Raw genomic sequence first — 25,721 nt, forward strand, 5'->3', positions numbered from 1 at the left:
AAAGACGGCCCTCGTAACCGGCGCGGCCGGCGGGATCGGCGCTGCGATCGTCAAACAATTGCGCCGCCGCCGGCGCAAGGGTGGCTGTGGCGGACCGCGATGTCGCAGGCATCGAGGCGGAGGCGCGCCTGCCGGGCGACCTGCTCGAAGCCGCCTATGCGGATGGCTTGCCGAAAGCGGCGTTCGAAGCCCTCGGCGGCCTCGACATCGTGATCAACAATGCAGGCGTGATCACCCGCGGCGACGTCGCCAACACAACGGACGCCGACTGGGACCTGTCCGTCGGCGTAAACGTCCACGCGCCGTTCAGGATCTGCCGGGCCGCGATCCCCATCATGGCCGACCGTGGCGGTGGCGCGATCGTCAACGTGTCGTCTTGCTGGGGCGTGCGGCCGGGTCCCAATCATGCCGTCTATTGCATGACCAAGGCGGCGATCGCCTCTCTCACCCAGTGCATGGGCATGGACCACGCGCATCAGAACATCCGCGTGAACGCGGTCTGCCCGAACGAGGTCAATACGCCGATGCTGCGGACGGGCTTCGTCAAGCGCGGCTTCGATCCGGACACGGCGGTCGCCGAACTCGGAAAGACCGTCCCGCTCGGTCGTATCGCGGAACCCGAGGACATCGCCGAGGTCGTGGTCTTTCTCGCCTCCGACGCCGCGCGCTACATGTGCGGATCGCTGGTCGAAGTGAATGGCGGGAAGCCGGTCGGATGAGCAGATTTTTGGGAAAGGTCGCCCTGGTGACGGGCGGACGAAGCGGGATCGGCCAGGCGATCGCCAGGCGGCTTCGCGATGAAGGCGCTCGGGTGTTCACCGCGCAGCGCGGTGAAGACCGCGACTTCGAGTCGATTGTAGTTGATTTCACCGTTCCGGCCGACGCCGGACGCGCGGTCGATTCAGTGATCGCTTCGGCTGAAAGGCTCGACATATTGGTCAACAATGCAGGGGTCATGCAGGAGGCGCTCGCCGAAGAGATGAGCCTGGCGGATTGGGAGAGGACCATATCGGTCAATCTCACCACGCCGTTCATGCTGATCAAAGCCGCCCTTCCGCATTTGCGCGCGACGGGTGGGACGATCGTCAACATCGGATCGATCGAAGGCCTCGGCTCCAATCCGAAGCACGCCGCCTATTGCGCCTCCAAGGCGGGCCTGCACGGTCTCACCCGGGCCATCGCGGTCGATCACAGCGCCGAGGGCGTCCGATGCAACGCCGTCGCGCCGGGTTGGATCGACACCGATCTGAATGTCGAGTTCATCGAGAGCATGCCCGACCCCGAGGCCTTCAGAGAGAATATCGGCAAAATCCACCCCGTCGGGCGAACCGGCAAGCCGGAGGAAGTGGCGAGCCTCGTCGCCTGGCTGGCGTCGGCGGAATCGTCGTTCGTGACGGGGCAGGTGTGGACCATCGATGGCGGACGGATGGCCAAGCTCAGTCTGCCCTGATGGCGGACCGGGCGGCGCGTCGGCCTTCAGACGTCTATGGCGCGCCGCCGGTTGGCGTCGGCCGTTACAGATTGCGGGTTGCCAGCTCCTGCGAGGCGACCGACAGCCATTCCCTGAACAGACGGACCGATTCCTTCGGGGCGCGCCGCGTCGGGACAACGGCGAAGTAGGCGCCTCTCGGCTTTACCGCCGCGTCCGTCAGTTGAACGAGCCGATGCTGGTCGAGCAGATCGCGAACGAGATGTTTCCAGCCCAGGGCGATTCCGTGTCCGTTGAGAGCGGCGTAGATCGCCTCGGTGTAGAAACTGCAGCGGAGCCCGAGCGTTTTTCTCGGAACGACCACCGAGAACGCCGATAGCCACTCATTCCAGCCGGTCCACATCGGGTCGTCCGTATCGTTGGAGATGAGGGAGTGATGGATCAGGTCGCCCGGGGCGCGGATCGGTCCTGCCGAGCGGGCGAAGTCCGGACTGCAGATCGGGAATATCTCGTCCTCGAACAGCGCCTCGGCATGGCCGCCCGGCCACATCCCGTTGCCGAAGCGGACCGCGATGTCCATTTCAGCCCGCTCCAGGTCAGGCATGACGTCCTGGGTGACGATGCGGAGATTGATGTCTGGATATTGGCGCGAGAATTCCGAAATCCGAGGCACGAGCCAGAAATGCGAGAAGGCCACCGTCGCGGAGATGGTCAGATCATCGCTTTCGCCTCCTCTGCGAAGATCGGCCACGCTTTCGGCGAGCAGATTGAACGCGCCGCTCGCCGCCTCCGACAGCATCCTGCCCTTGTCCGTCAGCGCGACCCGCCTGTGCGACCTGGCGAAGAGCGGGAACCCGAAATCCTCTTCGAGCAGATGGATCTGGCGGCTGACCGCCGCCTGCGTGACGCCGAGCTCAATGGCGGCCTTGGTGAAACTCGACAGACGCGCTGCGGCCTCGAACACCGTCAGCGCCGTCAAGGGGGCAGTTGCCTGCGAAAACTCTTCATCGTCCGTTCCAACGGAAAGCGGCGGTCGCATTACATTTCATTATGTGAAGACGTCCCATTACTGCGGTTGAGTTTGATGAAATTGCTGCGATCCTTCGGCCATCATACATAAGGGTGCATTATGCTCAACAAATTTCCGTCATCGCTGTCTCCGCTGCTCGACGCTCGGATCGAAGGTCATTCGCTGCCGGCCGGGCTTTACACGCGCGACGACGTTTTCGACGCCGACATGGACGTGTTCTTCACCAGGCACTGGATCTATATCGGCCTGGAATGCGATGTTCCCGAAGCGGGCGACGCCGTCGTCATCGACATCGGCAAGACGAGCCTGATCCTGCTTCGAGACGACGACAACGAGGTGCGGGTGGTGCGAAACGTCTGTCGCCATCGCGGATCGAGGCTTCTCGACGCCGGCGCGACGGTCGTGTCCAAACTCGTCTGTCCCTACCACCAATGGACCTATGAACTCTCCGGCGAACTCAGCTATGCGCCGCATATGGGCAAGGATTTCGACAAGAACTGCAAGAGCCTCAAATCCGTGCACTTCAAGTCCATCGCGGGCCTCATCTATGTCTGTCTCGGCGACACGCCCCCGGCCGACATCTCGGAGCTCGAGAGGGTGATGGTGGAACGCTTGGCGCCCTACGACCTTCGCAATTCCAAGGTCGCCCATCAAGTCGACGTCATCGAGAAGGGAAATTGGAAGCTCACGATCGAAAACAACCGTGAATGCTACCATTGCAGCGCCAACCACCCCGAGCTCTGCGTGTCCTTCGTCGATCTCGACTTCGGCTATGATCCGGAAAGCCTGAGCCCCGAGGACCGCGAAGAGGCCGAGGCGCATTTCGCGATGTACAACGAACGCACCCGCAGCTGGGAAGCCAACGGCTTTCCGTCGGTCGCCATCGAGCACACACGAAACGTCGAGACGAATTTCAGAACCCAGCGTCTGATCATCGCCGGAGCCGGCGAGTCCCAGACCGAGGACGCGACCGCGGCGTCTTCGAAGCTCCTCGGCCACATGACGCGCAAGGACCTCGGCGACATGCATTTGTGGGGCCACAATTCGTGGAACCACTTCATGGGCGATCACGCCGTGACCTCGATCGTCATTCCGCTGACCGCCGACACTACTCTGGTTCGCACCAAGTGGATCGTGCATCGGGACGCCGTCGAAGGCGTCGACTACGATCTCGAGAAGCTCATCCATGTCTGGGTGGAAACCACCGAGCAGGACGCTGCGCTCGTGGCGCGATCGCATGCCGGGATCCTCGATCCCGCATACGAACCCGGCGAGTATTCGAAATTCAGTGAAGGCGCGCTCGACGATTTCGCCACCTGGTATATCGAGAGGATGCGCGCTCATGGCTATTGAGCTGCTTGAACGAAGCGCATCGCCCGCAGCCGCCGCGACCTGGAACGCCGACACCGACGACACATTGCTCTGCGTCGACGTCCACGACGAAACGCATGACGTGAAAAGCTTCACCTTCGTGTCGCCGGAGCGGAAGCGGTTCGCGTTCAGCGCAGGCCAGTATTTCATGTTCGAGCCCGGTATCGACGGAGAGCAGGACGGCCGTTGCTACAGCATTTCCTCGTCTCCGTTCCGATCGAACGCCATCACGATCACCGTCAAGCGCGTGGAGGGCGGCAAGGTTTCCAACTGGCTGCACGACAACCTCAAGCCCGGCGCGCAGGTGCGGGCGACCGGGCCGCTTGGAAGGTTCGTGAGGCCTGCGGCGAAGAAATATCTCTTCGTGTCGGGTGGTTCGGGGATCACCCCGGTCATGTCGATGGCGCGGGAGATGGCGGACGCCGCCGAACCCGTGGATGTCGTCTTCCTCCATGCGGGACGCAGCCCCAAGGACCTGGTGTTCCGACAGGAGCTCGCAACGCTGGCCGAGCGCCTGAAAGGTTTCAGGCTCCACTTCCTGCCGGAGCGCATCGCGAACGAAAGAACGTGGTCCGGACTCTCGGGTCGGATTTCGAAAGAATATCTCGGCCTGGCCGTCGCCGACCTGGCGGAACGCACGGTCATGTGCTGCGGCCCGGCCCCGTTCATGCGCGCCATGCGGACCCTGGCCCTAGACGGTGGAGTGTCGCCCGCGAACTATCACGAGGAGAGCTTCGACGGCGCGGCGCTCGAAGACGCGGTCACAAGCTTGCCGCAGACGACGGAGGCCAAGACCTTCACCGTTCAATTTTCCAAGCAGGGCAAGACGATCGAGGTCCGGGCCGATCAGACGGTGCTGTCCTGCGCGAAGAAAGCCGGCGTCAGGCTGCCGTCGTCATGCGCCAACGGCATTTGCGGCACCTGCAAATCGAAGTTGGTCAGCGGCGCCGTCGACATGAAACATGGGGGCGGCATCCGCCAGAGGGAGATCGACTCCGGGCTCTTTCTGCCCTGCTGCTCCAAGCCCATGAGCGATCTCGTCATCGACAGGTAGAGGCCGATATCCTATTCGGAATTCGGAAGCCGCCGCGGACATGCGAGCCCGATCCATGTCGCCGGCCCAGATCGCAACGGCGGGCGCTGGATCGGTTCTTTCCCCGACCCGACCCGCGCCGGACAACGACACATGAGGAGCCAGCGTGAAGACGAATTTTCCCCGCCTCGGTTCGCCTTTGAAGGTCGGCTCGCACATGCTTCGAAACCGCATCGTCTTCGGAGCGCATACGTCGAACATGGCGGTCGACGGCGTCCCTGGGGAGCGGCATGTCGCATATTACGCCGAACGAGCGATCGGCGGCGCAGCGATGATCGTCGTCGAGCCCGTCCCGGTCCACGCCGCCGCGGTATTGACCCGAGGCAATTTCCGCCATTCCGACGACAGCGTGATCCCCTATTTCCGCAAGGTGACCGAAGCCATCAAGTCGAACGGCGCGGTCGCCATCCAGCAGCTCTATCATATCGGCGCCCACGGGGATTCCGATCTCTCGTTCCACCCGCACTGGTCGCCTTCGGGACTGCCCAGCTATCATGACAGCGATGGCTCGCACGCCATGACCGAAAGCGAAATCTGGGAGACCATCGACGGATTCGTCCAGGCTGCGAGGCGTTGCAAGGAGGCGGGCTTTGACGGTGTCGAGGTTTGGGCGGCCTATCTCGGCATGGTGGATCAATTCTGGACCCCGTGGAGCAACCGCCGTGACGACGCCTGGGGTGGATCGCTCGAGAACCGCACACGGATGTCGCGGGAGATCATGACGCGGATCAGGGAGGTCTGCGGCCCCGACTTCATCATCGGGCTGGCCATCAGCGACGATAGCGAGACCTCGGTCACGCTGCAGCGGGACGAGCTCGCCGAGATCGTGAAACACCACGACGATCTCCGTCTCATGGATTACGTCACCTGCGGCTCGGGCGGATACCTCAATCTCGACCCGCTCATACCGACCTTCCTTTTCCCCGAAAAGCTCGGAACCGATTTGGCGGCAGTGGTCAGGAAGGTCGTGAGAAACGCCGTCGTCATGGCCGAGAGCCATATCCGCACGCCCGAGAACGCCGAGTCGGTCCTGAGTGAAGGCTCCGCCGAACTCGTTTCGATCGTCCGGGGCCAGATCGCAGACCCTCATCTCGCCCGAAAAGCCATCGACGGAAGGCCCGAGGATGTCCGCGGTTGCATTTCCTGCAATCAGATGTGCTGGGGCAGGCGCTCTCGCGACTATTGGATCAGCTGTCTGATCAACCCTTCGGTGGGACGGGAATTCGAGTGGGGCGGCGACCGCTTCGAACGGACCGCCGATCCCAAGACGGTTCTCGTCGTCGGCGGCGGCCCGGCCGGGTTGGAAGCCGCCCGGGTGGCCGCGGAGCGAGGGCATGTGGTGACCTTGGTCGAAGCGGCGAGCCGTCTCGGCGGAAACTTCCGGCTCGCGGGAAGCCAGCCGCGACGGGCCCAGATCATCGACCTTCTCGACTGGTACGAACGGCAGCTCAACAGGCTCGGCGTCGACGTGCGGCTCAACGTCTATATGGAGGCGGAGGATGTGGCGGCGCACGGAGCCGACCATGTCATCCTGGCGACCGGTTCGATGCCGACCGAGACCGGTTTTCAGAAGGCGATACCCTCTGTCGATATCTTGCCGGGGATCGAGCTCGGCGGCGTCTGGTCGATCGAGGCGGTCATGGCGCGCCAGGCGAAGCTCGGCAGACGCGTCCTCGTCTTGGATGAGGCCGGCGGCTGGCGCGGATGCGGGACCGCATGGAAACTGGCCGAAGACGGACATGAAGTCGTCATCCTGTCTCCGGACGCGATGATCGGAAAAGAGCTTGTCCGCACCGCCGCCGACGCGCGGTTGAGAAAGACATTGGCCAAGCTCGGGGTCACGTGGAAGTTGGAAGTCAGCGTTGTCGAATGGCATGGAAACGGCGCTACGATCATCGACCACACCACGGGGCGACGCTCTTTCGTCGACGGAGACTGCCTCGTGACCGCGACGACGAATGTGGCTGTGGACGGGCTGGCAAAGGAGTTGGCGGCGCTGGGTATCGTGTCCCAGAGCGTCGGCGACTGCGCCGCGCCCCGCCAGGCGCCTTACGCCTTCTACGACGGCCGTCGCGCTGCGCTGGCGCTCTAGCTGCGACAAAGTCGAAACACTCCAGACCGCCGATGTGCCGGCGATCCATGACTGACATCCATTCGTTGCTGTCTCGACGCCGGATCGTTTTTCGCGGCCCGCCGGAACATCTTGTATCGCTCCGTTTCGCATGAAGAATTCGGCGCACGTTGCAGGCGCCCCGCCGCACGCGGCCTGATCGGCGCGTCAGGCGGCGGGGTCCGGCTTCGCCGCGAGAGCGTTCGCGACGTGGCGAAGCTTGTCTGGATTGCGGGTGATGTAGATCGCGGTGATGCGGCCGTCTTCTATCGCCAGCGCCGTCGTCTGGAGAATGCCGCCTCGCTCGCGGCTGATGTAGCCGGGCAGCCCGTCGATCCAGACGGGTTCCAGCATCTCCGCCCAGCCTTCTCCCCATTTGCCCCGCACGGCGTCGTAGAGCCGCAGGAGGCGCTCCAGCCCCGTGATAGGGTTGATGAAGGCGAGAACCTTGCCGCCGCCGTCCGCGCGAAGAACGGCGTTCTCGGCGAGAAGCGTCCGCAGCGTCGCCGTGTCGCCGCTCGTCGAGGCCGCGAAGAACGCCCGCGCGATCCGCTCGCCTTCAACGCGTTCGACCGGAAAGCGCGGACGCGCAGCCTGTATGTTTCGTCGCGCGCGGACGGCGAGCTGGCGCACAGCCGCCGCTTCCCGGTGGAGAGTGTCCGCCACCTCGCCGAGCGGCACGCCGAAAACGTCGTGAAGCAGGAACGCCGCCCGCTCCAAAGGCGACAAGCGCTCGAGCGCCATCATCAGCGTCAGCGTCAGGTCATCCTCCTCCAGGCTCTCCTCCTGGGTTTCGACCAGCGGTTCCGGAAGCCAGGCTCCGACATAGGTTTCCCGCCGTGCGCGGGCCGACTTCATCTCGTCGAGGCAAAGCCGGGTGACGACCCGGGCGAGAAATGGATACGGCGCGGAGACGCCGCTCCTGTCCGACGCGACCCAACGCAACCATGCGTTTTGCACGACGTCTTCGGCTTCGCTGCGCGACCCGAGCATTCGGTACGCAATGCGCAGGAGCCGCGCGCGATGCGTCTCGAAGATAGCCGTGGCGTTGTCTGCATGCCGCATATGCGTTTCCTCGACAGTGATTTAGGACGCTTCGCTGATCCTGGCTACGGACGAATTCATCGGCCCGATATAACACGGCGGTTCTAGGGGTGGTCGGGCGTCGTCAGCTCGGTGTCGTCCGTATCCACCACGAATACGGCAAGCAGCCTGGACGGCTCTACGTCACTCGCGTTCGCGCTGACGCCGTGATGGTCGCCCGGCATCTCGACGAAGCTCTCGCCGACATGGAAGACCTTCGCCGGACGATCATTGATCCGGCTGCGCACGGCGCCCGCGATCACAGTCGCCGTGATGAAGGCGGATGACGCATGCGTGTGAGACGGCGAGGAGCCGCCCGGTCCATATTCGACAAGCACGCCGCGCAGGCTCTTGCCGGGAACCGAAGGCAGCGGATGGTCGAAGATCATGGTGACGCGCGCTTCTCCCTTCGCGACATCGGCCGCCATGGCGGGGCTCGCGGAGAGGGCGAAGACGGCAAGGACGGGCGCCAGCAGGAATTTTTTCGACATTCTCAACATAGAAAGACCCTTTCTTGGTGGATGAAAGATATGCATCGGGTTCAGGCGCCGGCGAGCCAGCGCTCGAACCGGGTCGACCCCAGCCGCGCCGCCTCCAAATGCTCGGGAACAAGCGATCCCCGTTCGAGCGCCGCGCCGAAATAGCGGGCCGCGCTGTCGGCCAGGACCTCCCGATGGTCGCCATCGGCGGCGATGCGGCGGGCGACGAAGTCGCGGAACGGCAGGCGGTCGGGACCGGCGATCTCGATCGTGGCGTTCCGCGGTTCAGCGAGCGCGATGTCGGGCGAGCGCTGCGGCCACATCGGCGGCGGCGATGGGCTGGAATTCGGCATCGGGCACGACGAGGCGGTCGCCGGCGACCGACGCTTGGGCGATGGTCGCGACAAATTCGAAGAACTGGGTGGCTCGCACGATGGTGGGGATGCCGGAACCTTTGATCAGCCGCTCCTGCGCAACCTTGGCCCGAAAATAGCCATTGCTCTCCAGCCGGTCCGTGCCGACGATGGACAGCGCGACGTGATGCGTCACGCCAGCCTCGCCTTCGGCGGCGAGGAGGTTGCGGCCGGAGCGCTCGAAGAAGTCGAGCACCGCCGTGTCCTCGAACGAGGGCGAATTGGACACGTCGACCACCACGTCGGCTCCGGTCAGGGCGTCTGCGAGGCCTTCGCCCGTCAAGGCGTTCACCCCGCTGCTTGGGGACGCCGCGATGGCCTCATGTCCCTTCTGCGAGAGCCGGGACGTCAGTTGTCGACCGATAAGGCCGCTTCCACCAATCACCACGATTTTCATGACAACGTCTCCTTGTTCAGGAACGGACGGCGCGGCTCCATGCCGCTTCCAAGCGCCCGTTCGAAAGCAAGACGAGGCGAGTTGGGGCGATGTGACATTCACAGGAACAATTTGCGGCTCGCATGCAAATTCGCCTCCGGCGCCGAGAGATCGGCGGAAGCGGGACGGCGATGACGCCGCCCCTCTTGTTGCAAAAGCGCCGACTAGGCCCTGGCCTTGACCGGAAGGCGAAAGGGCGCGCCGAGGCGGTTGAAGGCGTTCATGGCTGCTATGGTGATGGTGAGGTCCACAAGCTCCTTCGGCGAGAATGCCGCGCTTACGGCCGCATAGGCTTCGTCGGAGGCGTGCGTCTCGCTGACCAGCGTCACTTCCTCCGCCCATGCGAGGGCCGCGCGGTACCGGTCGGGAAAGAGATGCGGCGCCTCGGCCCATACCGGAACCAGAACCACCTTTTCGATCGGCATGGTCTTGAGGAGGTCGCGCGTATGCAGATCGATGCAATGCGCGCAGCCATTGATCTGCGACACCCGCAGGAAGATGAGGTGGATCAGTTCTTCGGGAAGATCGGCCCCCGTCATGATGTAATGGTGAACGCCATAGAGCGCTTTGGCGCCCTCAGGCGCCACTTCGTTCCACACCAATCGCTTGCTTTCGCTCATGTCTCGTCCTCTTGCTCGAAACGCCGAAGATCGACGTTCGGAGCCATGACGAGCCGCGCCGCCTCGATGTGACATGCGGCGCAGTATTTGCGCTCGAAGGAGCTCAAATCCCGGTAAGCAATCAGGGGCTGGTCTCTATCTCGACCTTGTCCGGATAGAATGCGAGATGGCCGGCGATGGCGGCGACCGCATCATGCGGCGTCTCGTAGCTCCAAACGCCATTGCGCCCGCTCGCTCCGCTCGGCAGGTCGAAATAGGAGGCGTCACCCTTGTAGGGGCAATGGGTGGCGTGGGTCGAGCGGGTGAGCGACGTCATGTCCGCATCCGCCCTCGGCACATACATGACGGCGGGATAGTTCGCTTCTTTGAGCGTCAGCGCCTCGCGGCTGTCGGCGACCACTTTATCGCCGCAACGGATCACGACCCGTCCCGCGAAAGGGGCCACGACAATCGGATGATTGGAGTCCGGGATCTTAAATGGCTTGCCAGTCATCGATTTTCTCCTCACTCTGGCTCATTGTCGTCTGACCACCATGCCAGATCATGGATCGTGGAGACAATGTCGGGTCGAGAAGGAAACTTCACCATGCGTGTGCTGGCAAACGCCTGTCTTACCATCATCCTGTCCCTCGGTCTCGCCACCGGTCAGGCGTTATCGGTCAACGCCGCTTCGCCAGCAGCCGTGCAGGCTGATCATGGGATGGTCGTCAGTGCTCATAGGCTGGCCTCGGAGGTCGGGGTCGACATTCTGAAACGAGGCGGCAATGCGATCGATGCCGCCGTTGCCGTCGGCTATGCGCTCGCCGTCGTCTATCCCTCGGCCGGCAATATCGGCGGCGGCGGTGGTTTCATGACGATTCGCCTGAAGGATGGCCAGACGCGCTTCCTCGACTTCCGCGAACGGGCGCCGCAGGCGGCCAGCAAGGATATGTATCTCGATTCCTCCGGCAATGTGGCGCCGGACAGATCAACGGCGGGTTATCTCGCCGTCGGCGTTCCCGGTTCCGTGCTCGGCCTCGAGACAGCGCTCGAGCGTTTCGGCACGCTCGAGCGCGCCGAGGTCATGGCTCCCGCCATCACGCTTGCGCGAGACGGCTTCGTCCTCGACGATGGCGACGCCGCCGTCTTCGCCGGGGGCGCGAAGAAGCTCGGGAAAGACGCCGAAGTGAGCCGCATCTTCCTGAAAGACGGCAAGCATTACGTGGCGGGCGATCGGCTGGCGCAATCGGATCTTGCCGATAGTCTGCAAGCCATCTCGAACCAGGGCGCGGACGCGTTCTACAAGGGGCCGATCGCCGACAAGATCGTCAAGGCGAGCGCCGCGAAGGGCGGCATTCTCGCGACGGCCGATTTCGCAGCCTACAAGGTGCGCGAAATGCAGCCGATCACCTGCCGCTATCGCGGATACGACATCATTTCCTCGCCGCCGCCGAGTTCGGGCGGCGTCATCCTGTGCGAGATTCTCAATATACTCGAGGGCTATCCGCTGTCCTATCTCGGGCCCGGCTCGGCGGAGACGGTGCATGTCATGGTGGAGGCGATGCGCTACGCCTATGCCGATCGCAACGCCGCGCTCGGTGACCCGGATTTCGTCGAGAACCCGGTGTCGACTCTGCTTGACAAGGCTTATGCGGCGAAGATCCGCGCAAAGATCGCGCCGTTTCGAGCCGGCAAGTCCGAGGCCGTCAAGCCGCTCGCCATGGCCGAGAGCCAAGAAACCACCCATTATTCGATCGTCGATGAACAAGGCAACGCCGTTTCGGTGACCTATACGCTGAACGGATCCTTCGGCGCGGGCGTCGTCGCAGACGGGACCGGCATCCTGCTCAACAACGAAATGGACGATTTCACCTCCAAACCCGGCGTCGCCAATCTCTATGGTCTCATCCAGGGCGAGGCGAACGCCATCGCGCCGGGGAAAACGCCGCTGTCGTCGATGAGCCCGACCATCGTGACCAAGGACGGCAAGCTGTTCATGGTCATCGGCAGCCCCGGAGGGGCGAGGATCATCACGATCACGCTCGAAACCATCCTCAACGTCATCGATCACGGCATGACGATCAGCGAGGCGATCGATGCGCCGCGAATCCATCACCAGTGGCTGCCGGACAAGGTGGTCATGGAGCCATTCGCCCTGTCGCGTGACACGCAGAAAATTCTCGCGGATATGGGCTACGACGTCGGCATCGATCCCAAGTGGACAATATGGGGGCAGGCGGCCGGTATCCTGTTGGGAGGGGACAGTCTCCGCTCGATCGAGTCTGGAGGCGGAGCCAGACTGAACGGCGCCATGGATGCGCGGTCGCTGACCGGCAGGGCGATCGGCTATTGAGCGGGCGAACGAGCGGCGGTCCAATCCGAAACCCGGCCCGTTCTATCGGGAAAACTGCGTCGCTTCGCGCAGGTCGGCGCGAAGCGGGCGCTTGAGGAGACTGACGGTTCAGAGCGTCATGCCGAACGCCTCTGTCGACGCCCGAAGCCGGCTCGACCAATGTCCCCGTCCGCGCTGTGGCGGCGTCCATCAGCCTGCTGGACAACGGCTGCCGACAGGCTGCGCCGACGGTTTCTTCCCGTCACCGTCCCTCCGAAGAGGGGCCACGACCCTGCCGAATTCAGCGCGCGTTAACTGGGGCTGCAACGGAACTCTATCTTCGTGACGGGCTTTAATGATGGCGTCATTCAACATCAAGGGAGCCTCCGGATGGCATTCATCGAAGCAAAAGATGGCACGAAACTGCACGTCAAGGACACGGGCGAAGGTCGCCCGGTCATCCTCATCCACGGCTGGCCGCTGACCGGCGATATGTTCGAGTACCAGACTGTCGCGCTCTTGGAAGCCGGTTTCCGCGTCGTCACCTATGATCGCCGCGGCTTTGGCCAGTCCGGACATCCGGCGAGCGGCTATACCTACGACATTTTTGCCGACGACCTCGCCGCCGTCATCGATGGCCTCGACCTGCAAGGCGTCAGCCTTGTCGGCTTTTTCCATGGGTGGCGGCGAGATAGCCCGCTATCTCTCTCGCCATGGCGCGTCGAAAATATCGAAAGCCGTGCTTGTGGCGTCGGTCGCCGGCTACCTTCTCAAGGACGAGACCAATCCCGACGGCGTCGACGGCAGCGTCTTCGAGGGCATGAAGGCGGATATTCGCAAGGACCGTTTCGCCTTTCTGCAGAGCTTTGCCAAGACGTTCTACGGCGTCGGCTTGGTGACCAGCCCGGTCAGCCAAGGCGTGCTGGACTGGTCCTTCGTCCTCGGCGTGATGGCGAGCCCGAAGGCGACGATCGATTGCGTCGACGCGTTCGGCAAGACCGATTTCCGGCCGGATTTCGCGGCGTTTACAATTCCGACGCTCGTCATCCATGGCACCGGCGACAAGACCGTGCCGATCGATCCGACGGGCCGGGCCGCCGCAAAGGGGATCGCCGGGGCGAGGCTCGTCGAGTATGACGGGGAACCTCACGGCCTGTTTGCAACCGCGCCCGATCGCCTGAACCGGGACCTGATCGAGTTTCTCGCCTGATCACAGGGGCGGGCGCGCCGCTGGATGCGCCCGCCCCGTATCGCGGTCTGACGCCATTCTTGATCCGTCAACGCGGCAATTTGGCCAAGCCCTTGGCCAGGATGCGGCCGGTCGGACGCCCGGTCGGCGATCCCCCGACTGTTCGAGCGTGATCTCGTAGAGCTGGTTGTCACGCGGGGTGGGCAATGCCGGCCCATCGAGGCGAGCCGAACGAACGCCCTCAAGCAATCCCAGCGACACGGGTCCCATGTCTCGCGAGGGAAGCGTCCAAACCTCCATGGTCTTATCGTTCGGCACTGCGAAGTCCGCCAGAAGGCGGACGGTCGCCCGCTCATCGCCAAAGTCCTCGATCACCGCCTGGACCTCCCCGGCCTCATTGAGCAAAACGGCGACGACGATCGGATCGGCCGTGCGACTGATGCTGTAGCCGAGACCTATTGCCAGCAACAACGCAGCCGCGGTCGATGAAAGCGCTGCGATCTTCCAGCCCTTGCTGGAATTGTCATTCGCGACGGCGGAAACAGGCGGGCCGCTCGTCCCTTGCTGCGCGGGCAGCGCAGATTCGATGCGAGTCCATAGACTGTCGTTGACGCTGGCCGGCGTAACGGTCGCGTCCAGCGGCAGGAAACGCTCACGGCTCAGGGCGATCGCCGCCTTCAGTTCCGGATCGCGTTCCATGGCGTTTTCGATTTGCCGAGCGGTGGCGCTTTCGGCGAGGCCCAGCACATATTCATCGGCGAGGTCTGCCAGGTCCTTCCGGTCATAGGTCATGCCATGCACTCCCGAAGCGTCGTAAGCCCGCGCCTGATCCAGGATTTCGCAGTCCCAAGCGGAATGCGCAGTCTGCCGGCGATCTCCCCGTGGGAATACCCTCCAACATAGGCCATCAGAATGCCGTTCCGCTTCGTCTCATCAAGCGATCCGAGGCATTCGTGGAGACGGGATCGTTGGTCCAGGCGCCGCCACGCAGCCATGATCGCCTCCGCATGCTCGGCTTCCTGAAGCGTTTCGACGTCTTCGACCACATGTTCCCGCTTGCCGTCCCGCAGCAAATTGAGCGCCCTGTTTCGGACAATCGCGTAAATCCATCCGCGCGCGGAGCCATGATCGGCGCTGTATTGATATGCGTGGGTCCATATCCGGATGAAGGCTTCCTGCACGACCTCTTCGGCAAGTTCGCGGCGCCTCACGATACGCTGCGCCACGGCGACCAGCCGCCCGGCCTCCTGATCGAAAATACGTCGCAGCGCCAGACGGTCGCCCTTCGCGCAGGCGGCGAGCGCCTGATCCAGATCATCCGGCCCTGAGCCCATCGCTATGCTTACCTTCCCTGACGCCACAGTTGAACATCGTCAATTCTCGGAAACTATACCCGTCCAGCCATCCGATGGATGCATCCCGGAAATTATTTTTACAGCCTGCATCCATTCGCGGGCTCTGCGGTGTCTCGATGATGAAGGGTCACGAGCCGAGCGCCTGACGCCTTCTCAAATGTTGAACGCACGGGAGAATGACATGAAGACCATCCGTTTCGCCCTGATCGCCTCCGCCGCCTTTGCCGCCACGGTGTCGACGGCCTTTGCGGCGCCCGTTCTCGGGCTGACCGGCGACAAGACACTCGTCATGTTCGATACCGAAAAGCCTGTGGTGACCAAGACCATGGAAGTCGCCGGCGTCGACAAGCTCGTCGGCATCGATTACCGGCCCGGCAACAACACGGTGATCGGCGTCACCCCGGACCACCGCATCGTAACCATCGATCTGGAAAGCGGCGCTGCCACCGATCTCGCAAAGATGGACAAAATGCTGACGCTGACGGAGGCTCCGGTCGTGGTGGATTTCAACCCGATGGCGGATCGTCTTCGCTTCATGACCGGCGTCGCCAACCACCGCGTCCATCCGGATACCGGCGCAGTGACGGTAGACGGCGCGCTCGCCTTCGAAGATGGCGACATGCACAAGGGCGAGACGCCGAACATCGTGGCGGCCGCCTATATCAACTCCATCGGCAAGCCGGAAAAGACCGCGATGTACAACATCGACGCGACCATCGGCGCTCTCATCCAGCAGACCAAACCAAATGACGGCTCCCTGAAGGCAATCGGCAAGCTCGGACTTGCGGACAAACCAGCCGCCTACGCCTTCGACATCCAGGGCAGGGAAGGCGGCGAGAACACCGCCTATCTCGCTGCGAACAAGATGCTCTACACCGTCGATCTTGAAACGGGCGCCGCCACCGAAGTCGGCGCCATCACCGGCGCGGACAGCGACGTCCGCGACATGGCTGTTCTTCCCGCCATGTGACGAGAAGGAAGAGGACGCAGGCGGGTCGCCGGGACCTGCCTGCGTCCGATCCACAGTGTGACTTTTCGGTTCGCGCGCGCTTGTCGGCCATTCAAGCTGCCCTGCCGCATCCCCCAACGCGACCGTTCCTCCGAAATTGCCGCATATTGGTGATGGGGAGGCCGATGGAAGGTCCGCTTGACGGGGATATGTCACGCGATCTGGCGCCGACATCCGGCGCGGCCCACAGTTCGCTCAAAACTTAGCCAATCGGCAAAGTTTTTCTTGCGTTCGTTGCTGATCCTGATAACTTAGCAACATGGCTAAGCATGATCCCGCTCTTTCGCTGTTGTTCCACGCGCTCGCAGACCCGACGCGTCGATCGATCGTGACGACGCTCGCCGAGGGACCGGTCAGCGTGACCGATCTCGCCGGACCGACCGGGCTGCGGCTGCCGACCGTGATGCGGCACTTGTCGGTGCTGGAGGAGGCAGGGCTGATCACCACGGCGAAGGATGGACGGGTTCGCACCTGCGCCATCGTGCCCGAGGCTCTTGGCCCCGCCCGAACATGGCTCGATCGGCAACAAGCGCTTTGGGAAGCGCGGCTGGATCGGCTGGACTTGATTGTGATGCAGACAATGAAAGAGCGTGAGAATGACTGAGAATATGGAAAGCGCATCGGATCGCACCATGGTGCTGCAGCGGATCATCGAGGCGCCGCGATCCGTCGTCTGGAGCGTGTGGGTGAACCCGGACACGCTGCCTCTATGGTGGGGACCGGAAGGATTTTCCTGCCGAACGAGCAGGATCGACCTGCGCAGTGGCGGTGAATGGGTCTTCGACATGATCGCGCCGGATGGAACGGTTTTCCCAAACCACCATCTTTACCACGAGGTGCAGCCCGAAGAGCGGATAGTCTACGCGCTTCTTTGGGGCGAGAACGGGCCAAAGCACGCCGACGCCGTCGTGACGATGGAGGAACAAGATGGCGCAACCAGGGTGACGCTGACGATGGTCTTCAGCACCGCCGCGGAATATCAGACCGCCAAGGGTTTTGGAGCGGAAGAACTCGGGCAGCAAACGCTGGCCAAACTGGAACGGTTCGCGGCGTCGCGCTGAAGCCTATGGTTCGGATGTCTCACATGAGAGGGTCGGAGCAGGTCCGCCCAATTCGATGGGGGATCCGCCCGCTGCGGCGGAGGCGGGCCTGATCTCTCGCCGGCGGCCTGCGCGTCCCCGTCCGTCGAAAACCATGCTATCGGTCTTCGCCGGCCAGCAAGTCGTCGAGTTGGTCCATCTGCTCCGGCAATGCGGCAGCCGAACCTTCGAGCGCGTCCTCGAGCGCTTCCTTGGACGGATAGACTTCGTGATACGTCAGGAGCGTCTTTCCGTCCCGGTCCTCGAACGTCACGGTCGTGACTGCGCCGTCTTCGCCTTCGTCGTTGGTCCAGACGATGCGCTCGTTGGGCGCGACATCGAGATATTTGCCGTAGAAGGCCATGGTTTCCGAACCTTCGGCGCCGAACTCCAGCCGATATTTGCCGCCGGTGCGGACATCCATCTCGCATGAGGCCAGCGAAATGCCGGGGATGGATTTGGGCGCCCACCAGCGCCGGAAGAGTTCAGGCCGGCTCCACGCCTTGTAAACGGCGCTCGGCGGCGCATTGAACGTCCGGGTCACGACCAGTTCGCGATCCCCTCTGCGTTCGATCGTCGTCTCGTTTTGCGGATCGACGCCACTGAGTGTGCTGTCATTCATCGCTTCCCTCCCGTTCCATTTCACTGAGAAGATCGTCCAACGCTTCGAAGCGGGCCTCGAAGAGCTTGCGACGCGCCGCGATCCAATCGGCCTCCGCATTGAGCCCGTGTTTTCCAAGCTTGCAGGTTCTGACGCGCCCGACCTTCTCCGTGACGACGAGTCCCGCGCGCTCGAGGACCTGCACATGCTTCTTCATGCCGGTCGGCGTCATCCGGAACTCGTCGGCGAGACGGGTGATCGACGCGTCGCCCCGCCCAAGCTGATCGATTATCCCACGCCGGGTGGCGTCCGACAGCGCCGCGAATGTGCGATCGAGCCGATCTTTCGAATGCTGAACCATATGGTTCAGTATAGGGCCTGTGAGCAGAAGATGCAAGCGCGGTGAGCATTGCTGGCGGAGGGCGGCTATTGGAGGCGGTTCATCCCTGCGCATGCCGGCAATACTCTTCCTGCGGCGTCATCAATTTTGCCGCCAATTTCCGGACCTGCGGCGACACAGGGACTTTTTGGCGAACAGCTCTCCGTCTTCACGACTGGTTCTTCGTTCACTTCCGGCTGCTGGCGCTTTCGCCGTATCCTGAAGCGTTTACTTTATTGAGGCGGAGACAGAGGTGTTGAGCCCGGATGGAGGCTGGCTTCAACAAAAATATCAATAAAAACAAGTTGTAATGCTGATTGTTGGAGCGAGGCGCGACGCTATGTCTGGTCGTGCAAGATTTCCGCTTCGTCAGCGAAACTTTATTCACAAACACGCGATCTATTGTGATCTCTATAAATACAGGGCTTGACTGAGTATCCTATTAGAACTGACACTCCGCCTCAGTTAAGCCCCGTTCAAGACGTCGATTTCCAGCATCAAAGAGCTAGGCCCGATCTTGTATTTCAACACGCCGCTTGCCCGTTTCCTGGGGATGTTACTGCTGATTTGCAGCGTCTGCGTCGCCGTTTTTACGAGGCGCTACGGCAGCCCTTCACTGCGATCGAGATACGCGTAGATGCAATAGACAACCGGGTCCTTGCACGGATAGACGGACAGGATCATGTCCTCTTGGCATTCACCAACCCGGCTCAGCCGGTTGATGAACCTGGCGGAGAGGGGGGCTCAGAGTCGCGGCGATAGATTTTGTCGAAGAGCCGGACATGTTGCCGAGCTATGCGGCGCTGAATGAATTCTTCGACCGGCAGGCGCGCATCCGCAGGCTTCTGGACCTGCCGGAAATCGGCGCCGTGGTGGTCGACGGCTCCAACGGCGATGATAGCCCTCGTGTTGTTATCACGCCGGTTGTTGAGGGACGCAGCTTTCAAACCTTGCCGGCGGCGTTCTGGACCCAGATGGCGGCTGGGTTCTTGACGTGTGGCATTGCGGCCTTCTTCCTCGCCCTCCGCCCAAACTATCCGCCGATTCTCGCCTTTGCCACGGCGGGCATAGGAGTGGCCGGCGCGGCGTTTTCAGCAGCCCTCTACAGCACGCGCCATTTGGCGATGGAAGCGCCGACATTCATCGGGCTTTCCCTGGTCAATCAAGCGTCTACTTATCTCTTTGGCATCGCGACCATCTATCTGTTCTCCATATATCCGGCATCCGTCATCGCCCCCAAGCGGCTTTGGCCGGCGCCGCTATTGACCCTCTCCGCCTTCATATTTTACCGCCTGCAATGGGCTCCGCATGATCTCGTGACCACGCAGGTGGTGATCCTCGTCATGCTCGTGGTCATCATCGCCCTGGTCGCCGCCCAGTATCGCGCCACGCGCGGCGATCCTGCCGGCCGTGCGGTGCTGTTGTGGCTCGGATTGTCGGTCGTTTTCGGCGCTGGCGCGTTTGCAATGTTCGTCGCTTTGCCGGCTGCGCTCGGCCTGGACGTCATCATGACGCAGAGTACAGGCTTTATTCCGCTGGCGGCCATCTATGTCGGCACGGCGCTCGGCATTGCCAGATTCCGTCTTTTCGATCTCGGCCGCTGGGCCTACCGGATTCTGCTCTACGGTCTCACGCTCACTTTGCTATTCGCTTGCGATGCCGCCCTGGTGATGATTCTCCGCCTTTCGCCATCGGTATCGCTGGCGATCGCCGCAGCCGTTACGGGTATCGCCTATCTGCCGATACGCGATCTTCTCCTTCAGAGGCTTTTCCGCAGCGATACGCCGGATATAGCCACCCTTTACCGCCAGACGGTCGCCGTCGGCTTGCAGCCGACAGCCACCGCGCGCGCCTCTGCGTGGATGGCGATGCTGGATGATACTTTCCAGCCCATCCATATCGAAGCGAGCGCGTCGGATGAAAAGCCTGAGGCTTTCGGTCTGCGCAAGGAAGGTGAACAGCTTGTTTTGCAAGCGCTTGCCGATATTCCTGCGATGCGACTCTCCTTTGCAGGCCGTGGTCGACGGCTTTTCAACCGGGGGATGTCGCGCTGGCCGGCGAGCTCGCGAGCCTTGTCGAGACGACCATCGCCAATCGCGCCGCCTATGAGCGTGGGGCCTTGGAGGAACGGCAGCGCATCGCGCGCGACTTGCACGATGAGGTCGGCGCATCGCTCCTCTCCGGCCTTCATGCGGCGACACCGGAGCGCCGACACGAATGCATCGTCGATGCGCTGTCAGACGTTCGACAGATCGCCAGCGGCCTGGCCGGCCGCGACATTACCCTCGCCGGTCTCATTGCCCAGATGCGCCATGAAAGCCGTACTCGCATCGAGGCGCATGGTTGCGATTTGTCCTGGCCGCTCGATGCGGCTGCGGATGAAAGCGACATCATCCTGCCCTATCATCTGCACCGCAACCTATACGCAATCCATCGTGAAGCGATTAGCAATGCGCTGGCTCATGGCGCGCGGGGGACCATCCGGATCAGCTCCCGGCTTCGAGAGGGCCGCCTGGATCACGAAATCACCAATCCATGCGAACCGCGCCATGACGGAGGCTCGGACGCCGGTCCGGCGACGTTGCGCCGAATGGGGTCTTCCAACATGCGCGCCCGCGCCGACCAGATCGGGGGATCTGTCGATCGAGCGGCGTGACGCCTGCTACATTCTGCGGCTGTCCTTCAAGGTCGCAAAGGAAACGGCATGATCAGGAAAGACGATCCGTCAGAGCGCTCCGTCCTTGTGGTCGAAGACAATCAGGAAGTTCGTGCAGGAATATGCGCGGCGCTGCCTGCGGCTTTCGCTGGCATGGACTGCACGGGCGTGGCGACCGTCGCGGAGGCGCGCCACCTTCTGTTCACGCGTCAGGCGCAGGGACGCGGTTTCGATCTTGCCCTCATTGATATAGGTCTTCCCGATGGCAGCGGCGTCGACGTGATCCGATTGATCGCAGATCAGATGCCGGACACCTTTCCCATCGTCATCACGATCTTCGACAATGACCGAACGCTGTTTGACGCACTTGCGGCCGGCGCGAGAGGTTATATCCTCAAAAGCGCGACGATGAGCGGCCTGATCAACCAGCTGAAGCGTATCGACGAAGGCGAACCACCGCTTTCGCCTCAGATGGCGCATCGCATGATGGCGCATTTCCGCCGTTTTCCGCAGCCCTCGCTTCAGGAGGCTGTCGGGAACGCCGAGGCGCTTACGCAGCGCGAGCAGGAAGTGCTGACCCTTCTGGGAAAAGGCCTCACGGCACAGGATATCGCCGTCGCGCTTTCAATCACCCGCAACACCTGTACGACCCACATCAAGGCCATCTATCGCAAGCTCAGCATATCCAGCCGAGCCGAAGCCGCCTTGGAAGCGGACAGACGAGGTCTGCTCTAGGCTGCCGCCCATCTTCAATTTTTCTGGTTTTCCTCACCCGTTCGAGTGATTGTTCGCCTGGCGACGCTTTGCGACTGTTCCCGCGATTCCGGCGTCTTTTCGATCGGCCGGACAATGAGACGGGGAGGATTGGTGGTTCACGAAGAATTTCCAGTTCGATCGGCGGGCCGTTCGCGTGGCGATTGTCGTCATCCGATCGCCTGGCGCCTCCCGAATGAGACCAGATTTCTTTTTCGTTCGGCGGCAGGCTGCCGTTGCGCGCATCACATTAATCGGAGAGCAGCATGGCGATCATTACCGGCACGATCAAGGGCGATAAACTGACGGGAACCGACGAACTCTATGACCAGATCGGCGGCCTTGATGGAAACGATACGATCGATGGACGTCATGGATTGGACTATATCGACGGCGGTTCGGGCAAAGACAAGATTGCTGGATCGTTCCAGAACGATACGATCGGCAGCGGCGATGGCGACGACACGATCGATGGCGATAGCGGCAACGATATCCTGACGGGCGGCCGCGGCAAGGATGTGGTGCGCGCAGGCAGCGGCATGGACATCATCTATATTGGATCTGCGGCGGACGGAGCCGGGGATGTGGTCGATGGCGGCTCCGGCGTCGACCGGCTTTCTATCGACTATTCGACCTTCACATCGGCCCTCAACATAAAGATCGGCGACTGGATCTCCTTGGCGACGCTTGCCGGCGGCATCAAAGTGCGAAATGTCGAGTCTTTCCGGTTGATCGGAACGTCTAAAAACGACGTCATTACCGGCGGAAACTACAATGACGAGCTTTTCGGCGGGCTTGAGCAGACAGGCTGACCGGCGGTCGTGGGAATGACATGCTGAGCGGCGACGCCGGTGACGACACACTGCGCAGCGGATACGGCGCCGATGTGCTGATCGGCGGAGAAGGCAAGGACCTGCTCTACGGTGACGCGGGCGTCGACCAGCTCTCCGGTGGCGACGGCAATGACAAGCTTTTTGGCGGCGTGGACAGCGATACATTGTCGGGAGATGCCGGAGACGACACCCTCGATGGCGATACCGGCAATGACCGGCTGTATGGGGGAGCCGGTCGCGACAAACTCTCCGGAGGAGCCGGCGATGACGAACTCGACGGCGGCGATGGAAACGATACGCTGCAGGGCGGAGCCGGCAATGACACATACAATCATGCGATCGGCCAGGGCAAAGACGTCATCGTCGACAGCGGTGGAAGCGACCGGCTCGTTCTGACGAACTTCACCGGTAACTTTACGGCGGCTCCCACCAGCGTCTCGAAGACATTGTCCGACGGCGCGACGTTCAAGGGAATAGACCATTACACGATCTATGTTGCCTCCGGCGCCAACCAGATCAAGACCGGCGACGGCAACGATGTCGTCTACAGCTATGACGGCAATGACGTGCTCGAAGGCGGCGGCGGTGACGACGTGCTCAACGCCGGAAACGGCATGGACGTGGCCGAGGGGGCGCAGGCAATGATGCGCTCACATTCGGCGAAGGCGGCGAGGACCGAGGCGATGGCGGTGCGGGTCTCGATCGACTGGATATCTTGCGGCAGACTGTGACGACGGCGCAAACCTTCAATATTTCCGGAACGACGGGAACGCTTTCAGACGGCAGCGTCTTCAAGAATTTTGAAATCTTCTCCGTGGCTTTCGGCAACGGCAATGACGTCGTGCAGTCGACCGGAAGCGCGCAGGCGGTTTTCTTTTACGGCAATGGCGGCAACGACACCCTGCTCGGCTCGAACGGCCATGATCGTCTTGCCGGCGGCGATGGCGAAGACACGCTGGAGGGCGGCGGGGGCGACGATGACCTCAATGGCGGTGTCGGAGACGACACAATCGACGGCGGCGATGGCAATGACAGGATTGTCGACGACGGCGGCAAGAACAGCATCAATGCCGGCGAAGGGAACGATAGCGTCCATCTTCAGACTTTCTCGACCGCCGCGATGGACAACGCCGTGGATCTCGGCGCGGGTGACGACAGCTTTACGGTTTATGTCAGCTCTACGGACAAGGTGCTCGCCGACGGCGCAGCAGGCAGCGACATGGCTGTTGTCAGGTTTGCCGGCGCGACCAAGAACCTGACCTTCACGCTTTCGGCAGATTCCTCCGTCGGCAACGCCTCTGTTCGCCTGAAGGGGTTCGAGCGAGTGGATATGACGGGCGGCGCCGGGGCTGACAGCTTTACTGGCGGCAAGCTGGACGACCGTTTTTCCGGTGGCGCCGGAAAGGATAGCCTGAAAGGCGCCGCCGGCAGCGACTTCTTGGTGGGTGATGAGGGTTCAGACACGATTTCGGGCGGAGACGGTGACGACACGATCTATGGCGACAGCTATTTCTTCAACAATGACAGAGACTTGATTAACGGTGACACGGGCAATGACACAATTTTCGCGAGCCTCGGCGACACGGTGGACGGGGGCGCCGGAAGCGACTATCTGACTGTGCTGCTCAGCAACCAGACGAAAGACTTCACCTACACCTTCGCAAAGACGGTCAAGCTGGATGCGGTCACCACCTATAAGAACTTCGAGGCGTTTGCCTATCTCGGCAGCCAGGGCAAGGATGTCGTGACCGGCGGCGGGCTTGACGACTTTATCGATGGAGGGTTTGGCAACGATCGGCTGAATGGCGGCAAGGGCAATGACAGGCTTGCCGACGGCAGCGGCTCCGACAAAATCTATGGCGGTGACGGCAATGATCTCCTCCAGCGCACCGATAGCAATCCCGCCAAGGACCTTTTCGACGGCGGCGCTGGCAACGATACGATGACATTTGCGGCAAGCCTGCTTTCCGTGGTCGTCGATCTCGAAAATCAGAGAAAGAATTCGGGCTCCGCCAAGGGCGTCGAAATCAAGAATGTAGAGACGATCGTCGGCTCCTTCGTCGACGACGATATCCGGGGAACGCCAAGGCCAACGCGTTGGACGGGGGCGGCGGTGACGACGTGCTGCAGGGTCGAGGAGGCAGCGACACGCTTATCGGCGGCGGCGGCGAGATTGGCTGACCGGCGGCGCTGGGGGCGACAAGTTCGTCTTCAACTATGATAGCCGCAGCGGCGAGGGGGACGTGATCACGGACTTCGTCCGCGGCGCGGACAAAATGGTCATCGACGGCTATTCGTTTGCATTGGCTGACAAGAAGATCAACCTCGTCAGCGGCGCGGCGCCGGTTGCGACGAATGACAAACCAGTATTCCTGTTTGAAAATGACAATGGTCGATTGTGGTTTGATGCAGACGGCAAGGGAGACTTTGCCGATCCCGTGCTGATTGCGACCTTGCAAAACATCACCAAACTCTCGGCTGCCGACTTCAGCATTTTGTAAGTGCGCCGCTTCGCAGCTTTGGATCAAGGTCACGGCAGGGATCAGGCTTTGCCGTGACCGCATATGCAACTGGCTCAAACAAGTTTCTTGCCGGCGGTTGAGCCCTACGCGGTGTTGTCAGGCCAAAGCCTTGGCTTCCGGCGTCTCGGCATAGGCTCATGGCAACAGGTCATCGATCCGGCTGTTGGGATGGTCATTGACGATCTTGGGGATCACGTCCGTCAGATAGGCCGTCGGCGCGACGCCGTTGAGCTTAGCCGTTTCAATCAATGATGCGATTGTCGCCCAATGCTCGGCTCCTGCGTCGGAGCCGGCGAACAACGCATTTTTCCGATTGAGGACGATCGGTCTGATCGAACGTTCGACGGTGTTGGAGGCGATCTCGACGCGGACTTCATTGATGAAACGCGTCAGCCCGTCCCAGCGCGACAGCGTGTAGCGAATGGCTTCGGCGAGTTTGGTCTTTTGGCTGATAAGAGCGAGTTGCTCGGTGAGCCATGGCGCGAGGTTGTCAGCGATCGGGCGGCTCTCGGCCTGCCGCACATCGCGGCGTTCCTCATGGGGTCTGCGGATATTGTCCTCGATCCTGTAGAGTTCGGCGATGGGCCTGAGCGCTTCGCTGGCGATCGGTGCGCGACCTGCAGCGGCGAGCTCGAGGAAGCGCCATTGCTTTGACCGAATCGTCAGCCACCGGGTCGATACACCCTGGATATAGGCCCCTTAAACAACCGCCGTCAGCGCTCTTGATCAACAAGCAAGCGCAGGTTCATCATCTCGTCGGTCATCGGTGGTGTCTTTCAGGTTGGCTCTCGGCAACCCGACCCTCCCGGACATCACCGATGGCGGTGAAACCCAACTACATCACTCGGTGGGACCCGATCAGCGTATCGGAAGCTTCGACTTGCAGATGCAGGAGGATTGGGCGGCGAACTGCATGATGCCAAGACCTGGTTTACGGTGGGCATGCTCAGGTTCCCTTTTGCGGGTTTGC

General features: G+C 62.1%; 24 protein-coding genes and 6 pseudogenes. 18 read left to right on the forward strand and 12 right to left on the reverse strand.

Features of this window, described 5'->3' with window-relative positions:
- Positions 1-80: 80 nt before the first annotated feature.
- On the forward strand, positions 81-719 hold the full coding sequence (locus H2O14_RS19125) for an SDR family oxidoreductase (protein WP_312858629.1): 639 nt from the start codon (positions 81-83) through the stop codon (positions 717-719).
- On the forward strand, positions 716-1,450 hold the full coding sequence (locus H2O14_RS19130; protein WP_182828902.1) for an SDR family NAD(P)-dependent oxidoreductase: 735 nt from the start codon (positions 716-718) through the stop codon (positions 1,448-1,450). Before H2O14_RS19125 ends, H2O14_RS19130 begins: the two co-directional genes overlap by 4 nt.
- Before the next feature lie 64 nt (positions 1,451-1,514).
- Here H2O14_RS19130 and H2O14_RS19135 read toward each other — a convergent pair whose 3' ends face one another.
- Complete coding sequence (locus H2O14_RS19135; protein ID WP_246697447.1) at positions 1,515-2,408, reverse strand: LysR substrate-binding domain-containing protein; 894 nt, start codon at positions 2,406-2,408, stop codon at positions 1,515-1,517.
- Positions 2,409-2,558: 150 nt separating this feature from the next.
- On the opposite strand from H2O14_RS19135, the gene H2O14_RS19140 reads away from it, so the two are divergent.
- The 3 genes from H2O14_RS19140 to H2O14_RS19150 all read left to right on the forward strand — a co-directional run bounded on the left by H2O14_RS19140 (position 2,559) and on the right by H2O14_RS19150 (position 7,015).
- On the forward strand, positions 2,559-3,812 hold the full coding sequence (locus tag H2O14_RS19140; RefSeq protein WP_182828904.1) for an aromatic ring-hydroxylating oxygenase subunit alpha: 1,254 nt from the start codon (positions 2,559-2,561) through the stop codon (positions 3,810-3,812).
- A complete protein-coding gene (locus H2O14_RS19145) occupies positions 3,802-4,884 on the forward strand; it encodes a hybrid-cluster NAD(P)-dependent oxidoreductase (protein ID WP_182828905.1) in 1,083 nt (360 codons plus the stop codon). The genes H2O14_RS19140 and H2O14_RS19145 overlap by 11 nt, the downstream gene beginning before the upstream one ends.
- Before the next feature lie 145 nt (positions 4,885-5,029).
- Positions 5,030-7,015, forward strand: coding sequence for an FAD-dependent oxidoreductase (locus H2O14_RS19150; RefSeq protein WP_182828906.1), 1,986 nt, complete (start codon positions 5,030-5,032; stop codon positions 7,013-7,015).
- Between the two features lie 186 nt (positions 7,016-7,201).
- On the opposite strand, the gene H2O14_RS19155 is transcribed toward H2O14_RS19150, so the two are convergent.
- The 5 genes and pseudogenes from H2O14_RS19155 to H2O14_RS19175 form a co-directional block, all read right to left on the reverse strand.
- Positions 7,202-8,098, reverse strand: coding sequence for a sigma-70 family RNA polymerase sigma factor (locus H2O14_RS19155; protein WP_182828907.1), 897 nt, complete (start codon positions 8,096-8,098; stop codon positions 7,202-7,204).
- A gap of 83 nt (positions 8,099-8,181) precedes the next feature.
- Positions 8,182-8,607, reverse strand: coding sequence for a cupin domain-containing protein (locus tag H2O14_RS19160; protein ID WP_182828908.1), 426 nt, complete (start codon positions 8,605-8,607; stop codon positions 8,182-8,184).
- A gap of 50 nt (positions 8,608-8,657) precedes the next feature.
- Positions 8,658-9,405: pseudogene (locus tag H2O14_RS19165) on the reverse strand (SDR family oxidoreductase).
- A 203-nt stretch (positions 9,406-9,608) separates the two neighbouring features.
- Positions 9,609-10,064 (reverse strand): carboxymuconolactone decarboxylase family protein, encoded by a 456-nt coding sequence (locus H2O14_RS19170; protein ID WP_182828909.1) that lies wholly within the window; start codon positions 10,062-10,064, stop codon positions 9,609-9,611.
- A 121-nt stretch (positions 10,065-10,185) separates the two neighbouring features.
- Positions 10,186-10,557, reverse strand: a complete 372-nt coding sequence (locus H2O14_RS19175; protein ID WP_182828910.1) for a DUF427 domain-containing protein — start codon at positions 10,555-10,557, stop codon at positions 10,186-10,188.
- 93 nt (positions 10,558-10,650) lie between these two features.
- On the opposite strand from H2O14_RS19175, the gene ggt reads away from it, so the two are divergent.
- The 3 genes and pseudogenes from ggt to H2O14_RS19185 all read left to right on the forward strand — a co-directional run bounded on the left by ggt (position 10,651) and on the right by H2O14_RS19185 (position 13,585).
- On the forward strand, positions 10,651-12,396 hold the full coding sequence (ggt, locus tag H2O14_RS19180; protein ID WP_182828911.1) for a gamma-glutamyltransferase: 1,746 nt from the start codon (positions 10,651-10,653) through the stop codon (positions 12,394-12,396).
- Positions 12,397-12,867: 471 nt separating this feature from the next.
- Positions 12,868-13,056 (forward strand): annotated as a pseudogene (locus tag H2O14_RS29520) (alpha/beta fold hydrolase); the annotation flags it as partial.
- Complete coding sequence (locus tag H2O14_RS19185; RefSeq protein ID WP_409526961.1) at positions 13,052-13,585, forward strand: alpha/beta hydrolase; 534 nt, start codon at positions 13,052-13,054, stop codon at positions 13,583-13,585. The pseudogene H2O14_RS29520 and the gene H2O14_RS19185, both read left to right, overlap by 5 nt.
- Positions 13,586-13,652: 67 nt before the next feature.
- Here H2O14_RS19185 and H2O14_RS19190 read toward each other — a convergent pair.
- Both H2O14_RS19190 and H2O14_RS19195 read right to left on the reverse strand, forming a co-directional pair.
- A pseudogene (locus H2O14_RS19190) lies at positions 13,653-14,356 on the reverse strand (anti-sigma factor domain-containing protein).
- Positions 14,353-14,898, reverse strand: a complete 546-nt coding sequence (locus tag H2O14_RS19195; RefSeq protein ID WP_182829441.1) for a sigma-70 family RNA polymerase sigma factor — start codon at positions 14,896-14,898, stop codon at positions 14,353-14,355. Before H2O14_RS19195 ends, H2O14_RS19190 begins: the two are co-directional and overlap by 4 nt.
- A gap of 202 nt (positions 14,899-15,100) precedes the next feature.
- Between H2O14_RS19195 and H2O14_RS19200 the strand changes: the two genes are divergently transcribed.
- From H2O14_RS19200 to H2O14_RS19210, 3 genes and pseudogenes are all read left to right on the forward strand, one after another.
- Positions 15,101-15,889 carry a DUF4394 domain-containing protein gene (locus H2O14_RS19200; protein ID WP_182828912.1) on the forward strand — a complete coding sequence of 263 codons (789 nt, stop codon included), beginning with the start codon at positions 15,101-15,103 and terminating at the stop codon, positions 15,887-15,889.
- A 298-nt stretch (positions 15,890-16,187) separates the two neighbouring features.
- Positions 16,188-16,532: a helix-turn-helix transcriptional regulator gene (locus tag H2O14_RS19205; protein ID WP_182828913.1), complete on the forward strand. Its 345-nt coding sequence runs from the start codon at positions 16,188-16,190 to the stop codon at positions 16,530-16,532.
- A gap of 16 nt (positions 16,533-16,548) precedes the next feature.
- A pseudogene (locus H2O14_RS19210) lies at positions 16,549-16,989 on the forward strand (SRPBCC family protein); the annotation flags it as partial.
- Between the two features lie 136 nt (positions 16,990-17,125).
- On the opposite strand, the gene H2O14_RS19215 reads toward H2O14_RS19210, so the two are convergent.
- The 3 genes from H2O14_RS19215 to H2O14_RS29525 form a co-directional block, all read right to left on the reverse strand.
- Positions 17,126-17,629 carry an SRPBCC family protein gene (locus H2O14_RS19215; protein WP_182828915.1) on the reverse strand — a complete coding sequence of 168 codons (504 nt, stop codon included), beginning with the start codon at positions 17,627-17,629 and terminating at the stop codon, positions 17,126-17,128.
- Complete coding sequence (locus tag H2O14_RS19220; RefSeq protein ID WP_182829442.1) at positions 17,622-17,969, reverse strand: helix-turn-helix transcriptional regulator; 348 nt, start codon at positions 17,967-17,969, stop codon at positions 17,622-17,624. Before H2O14_RS19220 ends, H2O14_RS19215 begins: the two co-directional genes overlap by 8 nt.
- A 1,661-nt stretch (positions 17,970-19,630) precedes the next feature.
- The gene (locus tag H2O14_RS29525) at positions 19,631-19,960 is read right to left on the reverse strand and encodes a hypothetical protein (protein WP_182828916.1); all 330 of its coding nucleotides are present in this window, start codon (positions 19,958-19,960) and stop codon (positions 19,631-19,633) included.
- Positions 19,961-20,136: 176 nt separating this feature from the next.
- On the opposite strand from H2O14_RS29525, the gene H2O14_RS29530 reads away from it, so the two are divergent.
- The 7 genes and pseudogenes from H2O14_RS29530 (at position 20,137) to H2O14_RS27770 (ending at position 24,730) form a co-directional block, all read left to right on the forward strand.
- Positions 20,137-20,643, forward strand: coding sequence for a sensor histidine kinase (locus H2O14_RS29530; protein ID WP_409526962.1), 507 nt, complete (start codon positions 20,137-20,139; stop codon positions 20,641-20,643).
- 48 nt (positions 20,644-20,691) lie between these two features.
- The gene (locus H2O14_RS19235) at positions 20,692-21,378 is read left to right on the forward strand and encodes a response regulator transcription factor (RefSeq protein WP_182828918.1); all 687 of its coding nucleotides are present in this window, start codon (positions 20,692-20,694) and stop codon (positions 21,376-21,378) included.
- A gap of 284 nt (positions 21,379-21,662) precedes the next feature.
- Positions 21,663-22,208, forward strand: a complete 546-nt coding sequence (locus tag H2O14_RS27745) for a calcium-binding protein (protein ID WP_246697449.1) — start codon at positions 21,663-21,665, stop codon at positions 22,206-22,208.
- A gap of 20 nt (positions 22,209-22,228) precedes the next feature.
- Entirely contained in the window at positions 22,229-22,960 is a 732-nt protein-coding gene (locus tag H2O14_RS27755; protein WP_246697665.1) for a calcium-binding protein, read from the forward strand.
- A 110-nt stretch (positions 22,961-23,070) separates the two neighbouring features.
- Positions 23,071-24,075 (forward strand): annotated as a pseudogene (locus tag H2O14_RS27760) (calcium-binding protein); the annotation flags it as partial.
- A 251-nt stretch (positions 24,076-24,326) separates the two neighbouring features.
- Positions 24,327-24,410, forward strand: a complete 84-nt coding sequence (locus H2O14_RS27765; protein ID WP_246697666.1) for a hypothetical protein — start codon at positions 24,327-24,329, stop codon at positions 24,408-24,410.
- Between the two features lie 62 nt (positions 24,411-24,472).
- Positions 24,473-24,730, forward strand: a complete 258-nt coding sequence (locus H2O14_RS27770) for a hypothetical protein (RefSeq protein ID WP_246697450.1) — start codon at positions 24,473-24,475, stop codon at positions 24,728-24,730.
- A gap of 156 nt (positions 24,731-24,886) precedes the next feature.
- On the opposite strand, the pseudogene H2O14_RS19245 reads toward H2O14_RS27770, so the two are convergent.
- Positions 24,887-25,420, reverse strand: a pseudogene (locus H2O14_RS19245) (transposase); the annotation flags it as partial.
- Positions 25,421-25,721: the final 301 nt, after the last annotated feature.

It is taken from the genome of Rhizobium sp. G21 (genome assembly GCF_014158035.1).
Classification (GTDB): Bacteria; Pseudomonadota; Alphaproteobacteria; order Rhizobiales; family Rhizobiaceae; genus Rhizobium_E.

What these genes read in the sequence shown, in the direction of transcription:
- H2O14_RS19220 (WP_182829442.1), bottom strand. Translation starts at nt 17,969, where the DNA reads ATGGTTCAGCATTCGAAAGATCGGCTCGATCGCACATTCGCGGCGCTG.
- H2O14_RS19200 (WP_182828912.1), top strand. Translation starts at nt 15,101, where the DNA reads ATGAAGACCATCCGTTTCGCCCTGATCGCCTCCGCCGCCTTTGCCGCC.
- H2O14_RS19195 (WP_182829441.1), bottom strand. Translation starts at nt 14,898, where the DNA reads ATGGGCTCAGGGCCGGATGATCTGGATCAGGCGCTCGCCGCCTGCGCG.
- H2O14_RS19185 (WP_409526961.1), top strand. Translation starts at nt 13,052, where the DNA reads ATGGGTGGCGGCGAGATAGCCCGCTATCTCTCTCGCCATGGCGCGTCG.
- H2O14_RS19155 (WP_182828907.1), bottom strand. Translation starts at nt 8,098, where the DNA reads ATGCGGCATGCAGACAACGCCACGGCTATCTTCGAGACGCATCGCGCG.
- H2O14_RS27745 (WP_246697449.1), top strand. Translation starts at nt 21,663, where the DNA reads ATGGCGATCATTACCGGCACGATCAAGGGCGATAAACTGACGGGAACC.
- H2O14_RS19205 (WP_182828913.1), top strand. Translation starts at nt 16,188, where the DNA reads ATGGCTAAGCATGATCCCGCTCTTTCGCTGTTGTTCCACGCGCTCGCA.
- H2O14_RS19215 (WP_182828915.1), bottom strand. Translation starts at nt 17,629, where the DNA reads ATGAATGACAGCACACTCAGTGGCGTCGATCCGCAAAACGAGACGACG.
- ggt (WP_182828911.1), top strand. Translation starts at nt 10,651, where the DNA reads ATGCGTGTGCTGGCAAACGCCTGTCTTACCATCATCCTGTCCCTCGGT.
- H2O14_RS19235 (WP_182828918.1), top strand. Translation starts at nt 20,692, where the DNA reads ATGATCAGGAAAGACGATCCGTCAGAGCGCTCCGTCCTTGTGGTCGAA.
- H2O14_RS19140 (WP_182828904.1), top strand. Translation starts at nt 2,559, where the DNA reads ATGCTCAACAAATTTCCGTCATCGCTGTCTCCGCTGCTCGACGCTCGG.
- H2O14_RS19170 (WP_182828909.1), bottom strand. Translation starts at nt 10,064, where the DNA reads ATGAGCGAAAGCAAGCGATTGGTGTGGAACGAAGTGGCGCCTGAGGGC.
- H2O14_RS19145 (WP_182828905.1), top strand. Translation starts at nt 3,802, where the DNA reads ATGGCTATTGAGCTGCTTGAACGAAGCGCATCGCCCGCAGCCGCCGCG.
- H2O14_RS19160 (WP_182828908.1), bottom strand. Translation starts at nt 8,607, where the DNA reads ATGTCGAAAAAATTCCTGCTGGCGCCCGTCCTTGCCGTCTTCGCCCTC.
- H2O14_RS19130 (WP_182828902.1), top strand. Translation starts at nt 716, where the DNA reads ATGAGCAGATTTTTGGGAAAGGTCGCCCTGGTGACGGGCGGACGAAGC.
- H2O14_RS27755 (WP_246697665.1), top strand. Translation starts at nt 22,229, where the DNA reads ATGCTGAGCGGCGACGCCGGTGACGACACACTGCGCAGCGGATACGGC.
- H2O14_RS19175 (WP_182828910.1), bottom strand. Translation starts at nt 10,557, where the DNA reads ATGACTGGCAAGCCATTTAAGATCCCGGACTCCAATCATCCGATTGTC.